General features: G+C 40.9%; 11 protein-coding genes. All 11 read right to left on the bottom strand.

Going from position 1 to position 12973, the window contains the following annotated elements:
- Window positions 1-30: 30 nt before the first annotated feature.
- Genes pglD through F3G76_RS05765 form a run of 11 tightly spaced genes read right to left on the bottom strand, consistent with a single transcriptional unit; the run spans window position 31 to window position 12973 of the window.
- Window positions 31-621, bottom strand: a complete 591-nt coding sequence (pglD, locus tag F3G76_RS05815) for a UDP-N-acetylbacillosamine N-acetyltransferase (RefSeq protein WP_149706181.1) — start codon at window positions 619-621, stop codon at window positions 31-33.
- Window positions 608-1213 (bottom strand): undecaprenyl phosphate N,N'-diacetylbacillosamine 1-phosphate transferase, encoded by a 606-nt coding sequence (gene pglC, locus F3G76_RS05810; RefSeq protein ID WP_149706180.1) that lies wholly within the window; start codon window positions 1211-1213, stop codon window positions 608-610. The genes pglD and pglC overlap by 14 nt, the downstream gene beginning before the upstream one ends.
- Complete coding sequence (gene pglA / locus F3G76_RS05805) at window positions 1206-2321, bottom strand: N,N'-diacetylbacillosaminyl-diphospho-undecaprenol alpha-1,3-N-acetylgalactosaminyltransferase (RefSeq protein WP_149706179.1); 1116 nt, start codon at window positions 2319-2321, stop codon at window positions 1206-1208. Before pglA ends, pglC begins: the two co-directional genes overlap by 8 nt.
- Before the next feature lie 2 nt (window positions 2322-2323).
- The gene (locus F3G76_RS05800; protein ID WP_149706178.1) at window positions 2324-4423 is read right to left on the bottom strand and encodes an STT3 domain-containing protein; all 2100 of its coding nucleotides are present in this window, start codon (window positions 4421-4423) and stop codon (window positions 2324-2326) included.
- Window positions 4416-5540, bottom strand: a complete 1125-nt coding sequence (gene pglJ, locus F3G76_RS05795; protein ID WP_149706177.1) for an N-acetylgalactosamine-N,N'-diacetylbacillosaminyl-diphospho-undecaprenol 4-alpha-N-acetylgalactosaminyltransferase — start codon at window positions 5538-5540, stop codon at window positions 4416-4418. The genes F3G76_RS05800 and pglJ overlap by 8 nt, the downstream gene beginning before the upstream one ends.
- Entirely contained in the window at window positions 5537-6580 is a 1044-nt protein-coding gene (locus F3G76_RS05790) for a glycosyltransferase (protein ID WP_149706176.1), read from the bottom strand. The genes pglJ and F3G76_RS05790 overlap by 4 nt, the downstream gene beginning before the upstream one ends.
- A complete protein-coding gene (locus F3G76_RS05785) occupies window positions 6577-7635 on the bottom strand; it encodes a glycosyltransferase (protein WP_149706175.1) in 1059 nt (352 codons plus the stop codon). Before F3G76_RS05785 ends, F3G76_RS05790 begins: the two co-directional genes overlap by 4 nt.
- The gene (locus F3G76_RS05780) at window positions 7632-8564 is read right to left on the bottom strand and encodes a glycosyltransferase family 2 protein (RefSeq protein WP_103570219.1); all 933 of its coding nucleotides are present in this window, start codon (window positions 8562-8564) and stop codon (window positions 7632-7634) included. The genes F3G76_RS05785 and F3G76_RS05780 overlap by 4 nt, the downstream gene beginning before the upstream one ends.
- Window positions 8565-9326: a glycosyltransferase family 25 protein gene (locus F3G76_RS05775; RefSeq protein ID WP_149706174.1), complete on the bottom strand. Its 762-nt coding sequence runs from the start codon at window positions 9324-9326 to the stop codon at window positions 8565-8567.
- Complete coding sequence (locus tag F3G76_RS05770; protein ID WP_149706173.1) at window positions 9327-10844, bottom strand: MATE family efflux transporter; 1518 nt, start codon at window positions 10842-10844, stop codon at window positions 9327-9329.
- Window positions 10844-12973 carry an STT3 domain-containing protein gene (locus F3G76_RS05765; RefSeq protein WP_103570216.1) on the bottom strand — a complete coding sequence of 710 codons (2130 nt, stop codon included), beginning with the start codon at window positions 12971-12973 and terminating at the stop codon, window positions 10844-10846. The genes F3G76_RS05770 and F3G76_RS05765 overlap by 1 nt, the downstream gene beginning before the upstream one ends.

Here is a 12973-nt window from a genome sequence, read left to right as displayed (position 1 = left end):
TTTTGGAGATTTTAGCACTTATTTTTAAATTTATATCTTAGCACGCTCGCATGCAGGCACGCCATACGCCTTTATGCCATCTTTTATATCTCTTACAACCACGCTACCAGCGCCTATGATGCAGTTCTTGCCGATGCTTATGCCTTGAATGACGCTTGAGCCAATGCCAACATGCGTAAATTCGCCAACACTAACGTTTCCAGCAAGGGCTGCATTTGGGCTGATGTGAGCAAATTTGCCTATCACACACTCATGCTCTATCACTGCGCCAGAGTTTATGATAGCGCCCTCTTTTATGCGAGCTTTTGCGTTTATCACGGCATTTGGCATGACCACTACGCCTTTTTCTATCACAGCGCTTTCGCTCACAACCGCACTTTTATGGATCAAATTTACTATCCCAAAACCAACATCCTCCACCTTTTGGCTGATCTTTTGCCTTGTTTTATTATCACCTATGGCTATTATGATGTCAGCTTTTTCAAGCTCTGGGCTAAATTTACGCTCACTAGCATCGTCTAAAAAAACTATCTCATCATAGCCGTTATCTCTAGCGATGTCAGCGATCACAAGCCCATGCCCGCTCGCTCCGTAGATGTAAATTTTCTTAGTTTTTGCCATTAAATTTCTCCGTCGTCGCCTGCCCCTCTTTGCTGACGCCACTTCTTTTTAGCACCTTTTCGATGGTCTGCAAAGCGATCTTTACATCAAGCATAAAGCTTAAATTTTTAGCGTAATAGACGTCGTACTCAAATTTTTTCTCCCAGCTTATGGCGTTTCTGCCATTTACCTGCGCTAGACCCGTGATACCTGGGCGCACGTCGTGGCGGTGCTTTTGCGTTTCGTTATAGATGGGTAGATACTCGACCAAAAGCGGCCTTGGTCCAATGAAGCTCATGTCGCCTTTTAGCACATTAAAGAGCTGTGGCAGCTCATCGAGGCTAAGAGAGCGGATAAGTTTGCCAAATTTACTAAGACGCTGATCATCTGGCAAGAGCTCGCCATTTGCGTCACGCTCATCGCTCATCGTCTTAAATTTATAAATTTTAAAAATTTTCTCATTTAGCCCTGGTCTTGCCTGTGTAAAAATGACATCACGGCTTACCTTAAAATAGATAAAGACCACTGTCGCTATGATGATAGGCGATGTTAAAATGAGCAAAAACAAAGCTCCTAAAATGTCAATCACCCTCTTTAAAAAATTTCTATACATCTATAAATTTCCTATAAATTTCTATATATCTTTTTGCGATTTGCTTCTCGTCAAACTCACTAACTGCCCAGTCCCTGCCATTTGCTCCAAGCTTAGCGCAAAGTGCTTCGTCATCAAGTAAAATTTTTATCTTACCAGCAAGATCACTTGCGTCTTTTACCTTGCACAAAAGCCCGTTGTAGCCCTCTCTTACAGCTTCATTGCAACCTGTCACGTCGCTTGCAACGACTGCTTTAGCCATGCTCATCGCCTCTAAAACCGTTCTTGGAAAGCCCTCTTTGTAGCTTGGCAAAGCCAGTAAGTAAGAAGCCTTTAAAAGCTGTGGTATGTCATTTCTAGCGCCAAGATATCGCACTTTACCACCTTTTAAAAAGCTCTCGTCTGCGGTTGATTTATTGCCAGCAAAGCCCTCGCCCACAAAGACAAATTCGCAGTTTTTATAGCCATTTAAAATTTCTGCTGCCTCGTAAAATTCACGAACGCCCTTGTGCCACATGGCTCTGGCGATCATGAGAACCACCTTTTTATCGCCAAGATCAGCTGCCTGCGTGATAGCTGGGTCAAATTTAGCAGTATCGACGCCGACACTTTTTATGCGGTACACCTTGCTTTTATCTATCAAATTTCTAGAGATCAGATAGTCTGGATCTGCGTCATTTACGAAGATACAAGCATCAGCTTTTGCAAAAGAGAGCTTATAAAGGCTCTCCATAACAAAACGCACGGCCTTTGTCTTAATATCATCATCGATATAAAAGCTACCAAGGCCTTCAACCAAATTTATCACGTGCTTTATGCCAGCGTTTTTAGCAGCAAACGTGCCAAAGACATTTGACTTATGAGCGCCAGTTTGCAGCAGGTCTAAATTTAGCTCGCCTAAAATTTGAGATAGTTTTTTTGAGTTATTTATCACGGTTAGTGGATTTAGGCTCGCCTTATCAAGCTCGTAGGTGACGGTGTGAAAGCTTTTAGCAAGCTCATTAGTGAAATTTCCTTTTGGAGCGATAGCAAAAACCTCATGCCCCATATCTTTTAAAGCCTGCATGATAGGGCGTCTAAAAAAGTGTATGCTCATATCAGCGTGGCTTAAAAATCCTATCCTTGCCATCTCTACCTCTTTAGCCTATAAACTTTTGCTGCCCCATCAAGTATGACTGGCTCAAAGACTTTTGGATCGTATCTTTCAAGCACGAAAAGCTGGATGTAGGCGCTATTTAAAATACTCTCATCAAGGATGATAAACCTACCATAATCCCTCATAAAAATGACAGAAATGTTTGAGCTTTCATTATTTTTATACTCTTTTACATTTAGCTTGCCAGCCTCGTTGTAGTCGGTCTCTATAAAAGATCTTAGTGGTAGGACATTGCCATCATAGATCAAATTTGTGACATCACTTGTTAGAGTAAATCCACCACTTAGCCTGATGCCCTTTTCGCTTTGCGAGATCGCTCTTGTGGTGATGAAAAGTCCGTTGTTTAAATTTTTACCGCTTTTTAGATCGATCTTGCTAAACTGCAAAATGGTCGGGAAGATGCTAAGCATCCTATCTGGCAGGTAATAATATATCTCTCTGCTCTTTGCTGGTAGGCTAAAATTTGCCTCTTTTATCTCGCTAAAAAACTGATCAACGCTTAAATTTCTATCTTTTAAAATTTGAGCCAAGTTGCCATTAAAGTGCTCTTTGAAATTTCGCTCAGTGTATTCGACATCGAGCCTTGCCATATTTGCCGAGCTCATCTCGTCGCTTCCAAGCGCAAAGCTCACGGCAAAATTTTCACGTCCAAGGTGCTTTCCGCCGTCAATTAGCGTCTTAACATCGCTGTAATATCTAATCGGATATCCATAGTCCCACCACGCAAGCACGTAGTCTTCGCGTCCTGCGATGCTTTTTAGCTTATTTAAAATTTCAACCTCTTTATTTACAAAGACTGGCTCAGCCTTGTAGCCATAGATGTGAATGAGCGCTGGAGCAAGCACAAGAGCTGCTATGAAGGCTCTTATGAGATTTAGCACGGCTCCTTTTAGCTTTAAATTTGCAAGCACAAACTCCACTAAGTAGCCAAAGCCAAGTGCCATGATAGGCACAGCATAAATGGTAAATCTAAGGCCGCTTTTAAAGGCTAAAAAGCCAAGTGCGAGCATGCCAAGCGAGACGGCAAATGAGCGGTGCTTGTAGCAAAACAGAGCGACGCCAGCAAGCGAGATCAAAAATGTTATGACATTTGCGCTGATCCTCTCGCAAAATAGCGTAAAATCAACGACGCTTGACTCTTGGATAGTTTGATTGACATTAAAAAAGTGAAAGCTCATGCCGCCAACTTCAGGCGCATCTCTAAAGACGTAAAATTTAAGCTGAAAGATTATCGGATTTAGCCCGCCACGGATGACAAAAACGACAAAGATAACCGCCAAAATACCAAGAGCAATTTTTAAATTTATCACCTCTTTTTTAAATAGGCAAAGTGCATAAATAACGATAACAGCGATAAATTTAAGAGTTAGATCAAGGTTTGAGATGGCAAGCAAAAGCAGCGAAATTTCAAGGTAAAAAAGTGGATTTTTCCTATCAAAAATGAGCGTGTAAAGTAAAAATAGCCCGGTTAAAATGCTAATAAGCGAAAAGGCGCTTAAGTACCACCACATATAGATAAGCACGCTTAAAGGTGCTATTATCAGGCTCTTTGCGTCCTTTTTCTCAAGCACTCTAACAAGCCCCCAAACGACAAAGACGCTAAGCGGGATGATGAGCATGTCGGTGTCGTAGTAACCAGCCATCGTGCGGTTGTAGTAGCTATTTGCGATCACTGCAAGAAGTGCAGCGATGAAGCCAGCCATTTTTGCTTTGTATTCGTTTGCGATCAAGATAACAGGCACAGCCACAAGCGATGAGAAAAAGACACTCATATAAATCATCGCTGTCTCAAGCTTGACGCCTAGAAATTTCACGATCCAGTAAGTAAGTGTGGAAAGCGGATAGCCGTAGTAGCTAAGGTCGTTTTCTTGATGAAAGCCAGCTAGCATATCCCTTGCCCCTTCGGCAAATGCGTAGCCATCGTTTGTGCTGATCATCAGCTCGTTGTTCCAGAAAAAGACTGGATACTCGCTCGCCCAAAAGACCCAGTAAAGCCTGCAAACCATGCCAAAGATGACTGCGGCAAATATCATAAGGTATAAAGAGTAATTTTTAAAAAATAAATTTCTATTCATTAGGATTTTCCAAAAAATTTATAAGCTCGCTCGCTATGTTTTCACTATCAAAAAATTTAGCCCGATTATACGCAACATTTTCAAAATTTTGCCTTATTTCACGCTCGTTAAGCACCTTTATCATCGCCTCTTTCATCGCATTTTCGTCATCAACAGGCACTAAGATGCCAAACTCGCTATCGCCCAAAAGCTCCTTTGCGCCGCTCTTGTGCTCGGTTGAGATGATGGTTTTTTCACATGCGAGCGCTTCAAGCAAGACATTTGAAAAGCCCTCAAAACGCGAAGCACAAAGCAAGCAAGAGGCGTTTTTTATATGCCTAAAAGGATTTTTATCAGTGCCAAGAAGCTTTACTCTATCACCCACGCCAAATTTGTCTATCAAATTTTGTAGCTCATCTTTTAAAGGCCCTTTGCCAAGGATGCCAAGCGTGGCTCGAGGGTCGCTAATGGAGGCAATTATTTTTATTAACATGGCTTGATTTTTACCACTATCAAGGCGGCCTATGTTTATGAAAAATGGCTTAAAGCCATCCTCAAGTGGCTCATCTTTTAGTAAATTTATAGTTTTTAGATCAAGGGCGTTATAAAGCACCTTTGTTTTTGCTTCACTCATGCCAAAATTTCGCACCAGATCCTCTTTGTTGCCAGCTGCATTTGCCAAAATGAGATCGGCCTTTTTATAAAGATGAGTGAGTAAAAATTTATTAACCCTGCCACTTAGATCGTCTTTATATAAGATAGACGGACAACTTCGCTCGCTGATAACCAGCCTAGCCCTTAGCCCTAAAATCCTAGCTATTGCGGCTATGTAGCATGGGCGGTTCATCAGCACAAACTGCGTGTCGATGCTTAAATTTTGGCAAAGATTTTTATATTTAAAGGCAAGCATTGGCATCGCTAAAAAGAGCCTTGCAAGCTTCTTTAGCCCGCTCTCGTAAGGATCGCTATTTTCTATAAAGTGGATTTGTACCTCACTTGGGATCTCATAAGCGATGACCTTGCTCATTAAGATGAGATGAACTTCATAACGTTTGATCAAAAATGGCAGTAAATTTGCCACATTTCGCTCAGCCCCGCCAGGCCCCATCGAGTATAAAAAAACGGCTAATTTTTTCACTTGCTAACAACCTTTTTTATAAATTCTCGCCACTGCTTGATGATATTTTCTTTGCTAAATAAATTTGCACTTTCGCTGGCGTTTTTTGCTAGTTTTTGCCTTAAATTTTCATCTTTTAAAAGCATCTCAAGTTTCTCTTTTAGATCATTTGCGTCGCCATTTTTAAAGATAAGCCCGTCAATGCCGTCATTTATAAGCTCTCTTGCGCCCACGGTGTCGCTACTTAGCCTAGCGCAACCAAAGGCGCCTGATTCTATTAACACATTTGAAAGCCCCTCGCTTCGTGAGCTAAGAGTGAAAATTTTTGCCTCACTATAAAGCTTTGTGACGTCGCTCATGTGACCTAGAAATTTGATATTAAGCCCTAAATTTGAAGCCATTTGCTTTAGCTCACTCTCTTGCCTGCCGCTGCCTGCGATCTTTATCTCCCAGCCATCAAGCAAGCTATTATCAACCTTACTAAGCGCCTCAAAATAGATATCATAGCCCTTTACCGCCTCCAGCCTTGCCACGCTTAAGATGACGTTTTGCTTCTCGCAAATTTCAGGCACGCCGATAAAAAGTGGATTATGTATGACCTCGCGATTTTTGGCAAATTTATAGTAGTCGTAGTCGCTTTTACTTAGCACGCTTAAACCATCTACAAAGCGGTAGCTAATATCACGCATAGCGCTTGCTACTTTACTTTTTAAGTAGCTATGCTCGTGGTGCTCGGTTGCTATTAGTTTGCTCTTTAGCCCAGCATTTGCCAGCACGCAAGCGACATTTGTCCAGTCGATAAAGCTAATTATGAGATCAGCCCTTTGCTCCTTAAAAAGCGCTCTAAGAGCGAGGATTTTTTTAAATTTTAAAGCCAGCCCTGAGCCACTCACATTAAGGTTTATGATCTTTATCTTTTCACTAAATTTATAAAGTCCAAGGTCCTCTTCAAGCAAGGCGATAGTGATCTCATTGTCTTTGCAAAGCTCATTTGCAAGCACGTTTAGCACGCGCTCAGCCCCACCATTTCTAAGTGCGGCGATGACAAAAAGAATTTTCACTTCACACCTCCAAGCTTTAAAAGCTCCAACCATTTTTTATAAATTTGCTTCACGCTAAACTCATCAAGTCTAGCTCTTGCGTTTTTGACAAATTCGCCCATCTTTGCCTCATCTTGCAGCATTTTTGCAAGCTTTTCACTCATATCATCAACATCATTTATCTCGCAAAGCAAGCCATCAAAGCCATCTTTTATAAGCTCTTTTGCCCCGCTAGTTTTTGTCGCAACCCGCACACAGTCATAGTTTATCGCCTCTATCAATGTATTTCCAAGACCCTCGAAATTTGAGCAAGATAGCAGCACCTTTGCCCTTTTATAAAGTGAGGCGATGTCGCTTACATTTCCTAAAAACTCCACCTCTGCACCCAAATTTTTAGCTAAATTTTCTAAATTTACCCTCTCTCCGCCATCTCCAGCCACGACAAATTTATAGCCGCTTTGCTTTAAGCTTGCGGCCACTCTTACAAACATTTCGCAGTTTTTTATCTTATTTAGCCTGCCAACAAAGATGACTAAATTTTCTTTAGTAAAGCTCTCGCTTCGCACCTCTTCAAAGAGCGGGTTGTAAATTTTCATCACATTTTTGCAAAATTTCGAGTAGTAGCCAAGATCCTCGTCGCTTAAGACGCTAAGTGCGTTTGCAAATGGATAGCTAAGGCGTCTTAGCACCTTAAAGATCGCCCTTTTTGGCGCAAGGTAGTTTGTGTGCTCGCTTATGATTATAGGCGTTTTTAGCCCTGCTGAGCTAAAGAGCACCAAGGTATTTACGGCGTCTAAAAATGATATCACAGCGTCAAATTTGCCCTCTCTTATGAGCGCTCTTAAAGCAAGCACCTTTAAAACTCTCTTTTTTAAATTTCCAACCAAGCCAAGCTCATCAGCTCCAACGCCTAAATTTATGAGCTTCACGCCACTTGCCAGCTCGTAAAATGGCTCGTCCTTGTCAAATTTAACAAGGCTTACATCATGATCCACGCTAAATCTTGATGCGATCACCGCGCAAACCCGCTCTGCACCGCCACTTCTAAGCGTTGATGTGACAAATAATATCTTCATACGCCAAACCTTTGTTTTATCTTCACTCTAAGCTTTGAAAGTGCCGGTAAAATGCCACTTGGAAGCGGGCTAAGTAGTAAGAAAATAAACGCTTCTTTACTAAATTTAATGCTAAGACTTTTAAAGATACACCTTAGCATCAGCCCATATTCGCCTGCTATTTTGGCGTAGTAAGCGGCATTTTTATACTGCATAGCTAGAAATTTTGGCTCATTTTTTATAGCGATGTCGTAGTGCAAATTTGCTGTTTTGATGTAAGCGTTTGCCACATTTAGCGCGTGCTTGCTGGCATTTAGCGTCGCACTATCGCTTCTTGCGATGCGGTAGATGTAAAGTGGTTTTTTAAGATAGAAGACATTTTTTTCAAAAAAGCGGATATAAAGCTCATTTTCGCCGCCAAAACTGCTCTCATCAAACCTAAAATCATCTATAAATTCACGCGAAAAAAGCTTAAAATACTCGCCATTTATCCGCCCACAGTGATAATCAACCTTACTCATCGCCCCACTCTTGCTATATGGGCTTCTACCAGCCACGACATCGGTCATCACGCCATCTTTTTCGCAAATCGCGTCTGCAAAAACGCACGAATACTCGCCACTTTTTAAAATTTCATAGCACTCTTTTATAGCATCTGGCAAAAGCTCGTCGTCATCGTCAAGCAAGCAGACAAACTCGCCTGTTGCGTTGTCAAAGCCATTGTTTTTGTTGCCATTTGGGCTCTTTTTGTGAGCGCTGTTTTTTACAAATTTGATCCTTGCGTCGTTAAAACTCTTGCAAATTTCACTCGCACTCTCGTCATCGCCGTCGTCGGTTACAACTATTTCTAAATTTTTATAGCTTTGAGCTAGAGCGCTTTTTATGGCCTTTTTTAAAAGCTCTGGACGCTTGTAAGTCGCGGTTACGATGCTGATTAATGGCTCGCTCATTTAGCCCCTTTTAAAAATTCTCTCGTAGCCTTGAAGCTTCTCAAGTCGTGAGAAAAGTATAAATTTAAATGTTTTTATGTATGCTTTTAAATTTGCGCTGTATCCCCTCTCAAGCCGCTCGCCCTCGATATTTGAGCCACTAAGATCAGTTGGATGCGCAAAAAGGTCGCAAAAATACATCTGCATATCATTAACGCCAAGCAAATAGTCCCAAACATCGGTCGTGCAAAGCGCACGTTTATGAATTTCAAGCAAATTTTTAGCGCTTTTTTTAGTTAGCACATAAGCCCCTGCTCTATAAATGCTCGAAAATGAGTGCTTTGAAACCTGCCAAAGTGGCTTACTTAGGCTACTATCCACCTTTTTGCCAAAGGCGCTAAACCTGCCCTCCAGCCCATCTTGCATGCCACATATGAGCACGCTATTTTCAGGCATCTTGCTAGCTGCAAAAAATGCCTCTTTTATGGCATTGTCATCTCCTATCACGTCGTCTTCAAAGATGAGGGCAAATTTCGCCTCACTTTCCAAAAATGCCTCGTAGGCTTTTACGTGTGAGAGCGAACAGCCAACCTCTGCTGGGCTTAAAACCTTGCCGTAAGCTTTAAATGACGGCGAAATGATCTTATAGTACTCCCTCGCGTTTAGCTCCCTGCCATCAACTGCGTCTATTAGCTTAAAGCTATCATAAGAGCCAAATTTCTGCTGCAAAAGCTCGCGCCTTTTGGTATCTTTTGCCAAAGAGATCAAATAAATTTCATTCATTTAAGACCTTTTAAATTTTTTTAAAATTTTACGCCAGACTATGCCTCGCTCGAAGGCATTAAAAAACAAAAAATATCCCAAAACATAAGCTGCGCCGGCGTATATCGCAGCAAAGATAGCAAATTTTAGCCAGTTATCTAAGCTCACAAAGTCCTTGCAGGCAAACATCGCAAGCACGCAAAGCGCAAAAACGGCTAAATTTTTAAAATAAACCCCGTAAAATGTGGTGAGCTTCACCTCTAAATTTAAGGCGGCATTTATGAGGTCAAAGCCGAGAATCCTTATGCTATAAAAAATGGCTGCGACGATGACGATACCATAAACGCCGTAGTCACTAAATTTGAGCAGTGCGATCTGCGCTATGATCGTGCTAACGCCAAGAATGGTGTTGGCAATGGCTGGTCGGCGAAGCTTGTTTGTCGCGCTATCAAGGTTAAAAAGCGAAAAAACAAAGCTTATAAAGACGATCGGCACTAGCGTTATCATCGAGACATTGTAGATAAATTTAACCTCATCTGTGCTTTTAAAAGGTAGCCAAAGCGTGTAAAAATCAAGCCCAAAAACGACGAAAAATGCAGCCGGAGCGCTCATCACAAAGGCGATCACCTTCATTGAAAATTTAGCCTCTTTTATGAGGTCCGTGATCAAATTTTTAGAGTAAAGCTCGACAAATTTTGGTGCAAAGATACCGCTAAGCTGCGCTACAAAGCTCTCAAGTATGATAGGAGCGGCCTTGGCGACTGAAAGAAGGCCAGTGGCGTTTGCACTTACAAAAATGTTGCAGATAAAAAGGTCCATGCCTGTTAAAAGTATGCGGTTTAGCGCATTAAAGCTGTTCCAAATGCCAGAGCTTAGAAGCTCTTTGATCTTAGAAAAGTCAAATTTACTAAGGCTAAATTTTAGCTCTGGCGTGATGCGAGCTGACATAAAAATGGTGCTAAAAAAGACAAAAAGGCTAGCGATTAGCGCTGAAATGGCGATATATGAGATAAATGGCTTAAAAAAGAAAAAGAGCGCCACGATGAGGGCTGCTAGGATCGCGCTTGAGATGGCGTTTCTGATGGAGAGTAGGTAGAGCTTGTTTGTCACAAAAGCACAAACCGTCAAAACGCCGTTAAATAGCCCAACGCAGAAATTTATAAAGTAAAAAACAAGGGTCATTCTCACGTCAAAGAGTAAATTTTCAGGGACATTTAAAAAGCTTTGCAAATTTAGTATGAAAACAGAGCTAAGCACCACGACAACGGCGCAAAAGAAGATATTTACAACAAGCACTGATGAGTAGTAGGTGTTTGCAAGGCTTAGGTCTTTTTTGTGCCACGCATGAGCGACAAAGCGCCCACTGACCGAGTTGATCGCCACGCTTACGACTGCTGCATAGCTAACGATGGCGTTGCTAAGTCCTACAAAGCCAAAAGCCTCGTTGCCAAGGCTTTTTAAGATAAATGGCGTAAGAAAGAAATTTATGCCCATTGATACGACAAAAACGACGATTGAGCTTATTAGATTGATCAGCATTAGACTTTTAACCTGTAAATTTTTACACCACTTGAGATGACAAATGGCTCAAAGTATCGCTCATCTGCTCGCTCAAATATAAAAAGCTGCACAAGGGCTGAATTTAAGGCATTTTCATCAACTAAAACCACGCGTGCATAGTCTTCTAAAAATAAAACAGAGATTTTTGCCTTGTCGTCGATAGTTTTCTCGTCTATTTGCAGCTCTTTGCCAGAGCCTTTTATCTTATAAAAGGACTTTACCGCCACTTTTTCGCCGTTTTGTGTGATAAATTTTGGCTCTTTTAGCGGTAAGATATAGCCATTTCCAAGGTCTATGCCAGCCTCGCTAACGCTATTTATAGGGCTAATGTAGTAAAAAAACTCCTCTTTTGGCTTCTCGCCACTCATAACGTCGATGTAGCTATATCTAAAGATGTTTGGAGCGATATCTATCATATCTGGCACAAGATAGTAAAAAACCTCTTTTTTTGCCGCTGGCATAGTAAAATTTGCGCTTTCAAGCTGGCTTAAAAAGGTGTTTAGATCGCTTGTGTTGTGATCTTTTAAAATTTCTTCTAGCGCTCTGCTCTTTTTCTCAAACGAGATATCGCTATACTCGCTCACTACTCTAGCTAGCTTAGCTGAGGTTGCCTCATCTTTTCTTAAAGCAAGGCTAACAAAGTAGTTATTCTCGCCACCTTGCCTGCCAGGATCATTTAGCGTCTTAACATCAGCAAAGTATCTTACCGCATATCCATAATCCCACCACGAAAGCACGTAGTCATCGCGCTTAGCAGCCTTTTTTAGCTGATCAAGCGCCATTGCCTCATCGTGCGTGATCAAAGTATGCGGTCTATAAGAGTAAGCGATCTCTAAATTTGGATCAAGCGCAGCTGCTGCAAAGATAAAAAAGGATAAATTTTTAAGAGAATTTCTAAGGTCAAATAAATTTAAAAAAAAGTGTAAGAAATACCCAAAACCAAGTGCTACAAGTGGCGTTACATACATAGCAAATCTAACTCCGCCAAATAGCGATAAAGCGCCAAGTCCAAGCAGTGGCAAGCTAAGTAAAAATGGTCGAAATTTAAAGCAAAGCGCCAGATATCCAATCACTGCAGCTAGCAAAATAAGGATATTTCCAGCCATGAAATAGACAAAATATAAATGGCTAGCGCTTTTTACCTCATCGATTAGCGTGTATTCGCTTATAAAGTGAAATTTACTTGCAACCTCTGAGCTGCTTTTTAAAACGTAACTGCCAATCTTTGAGATAATAAAATCAAAACCACCAAAATAGATAAAAATAGCTAGCATAATAGCTAGAAAAATGCTTAGAATTTTGGGTGAAAGTAGTTTTTTATATTTGAAAAAAATGGCGTAAAATGAAGCAATAACCGCTAAATTTAAAATCAAAATTTTATTTGCGATAAGCGGATCTTTTGAAAAAATATTGAAGCTAACGATGCTTATAAACATAAAAAATATCGCTTGGTAGTTTTCTATCCTGCTTCGCATAAAAGCAAGCGTGTAGATAAAAAAGATAAAAATGATGCTTAAAATAAGAGCATAAGAGCTTTGATACCACCAAAGATAAAGCGATACAAAAAGCCCCGGTAAAACGATAAATTTTTGTTCATTTGCATTTAAAAGTCTGATCAAAAGATAGATGATAAAAAGCGCAAATGTGACATTTAGCATATCGCTATCAAAGTAACCAAGTGACGTTCTTACAAGATAGCCTGGCAAGATAACGCTCATAAATGCCGCCACGGCCCCAGCTTTTAGAGCTTTAAACTCATTTGATATCAAGATAACTGGAAGTGCGATAAGAGGTGCTAAAAGCGCGCTCATATAAAACATCACGCTTTCGATCTTGAAAGGTAAAATTTTGCAAATATAAAAAACTATGGTTGAGATTGGGTGATTAAAGGGGCTAAAGTCATTTTGCTGATGAAAGCCAGCAAGCATATCTCTAGCGCCCTCTGCGTAATAGTATGCGTCATTTGTCGTAAGCATAAATTCGCCATTAAAGTAAAACTCTGGCATATCCTTTGCCCACAATACCCAAAGCATCCTAGCTGCAAATCCAAACAGATAAGCAGCCAGAAAGATAAGTAAAATTTTACAATTTACGCTTACTTTGTGCAC

Source organism: Campylobacter concisus (assembly GCF_902460575.1).
Lineage (GTDB): Bacteria > Campylobacterota > Campylobacteria > Campylobacterales > Campylobacteraceae > Campylobacter_A > Campylobacter_A concisus_AW.
The sequence above is the reverse complement of the archived record's forward strand: the minus strand, read 5'-3'. Positions and strand labels throughout refer to the sequence as shown.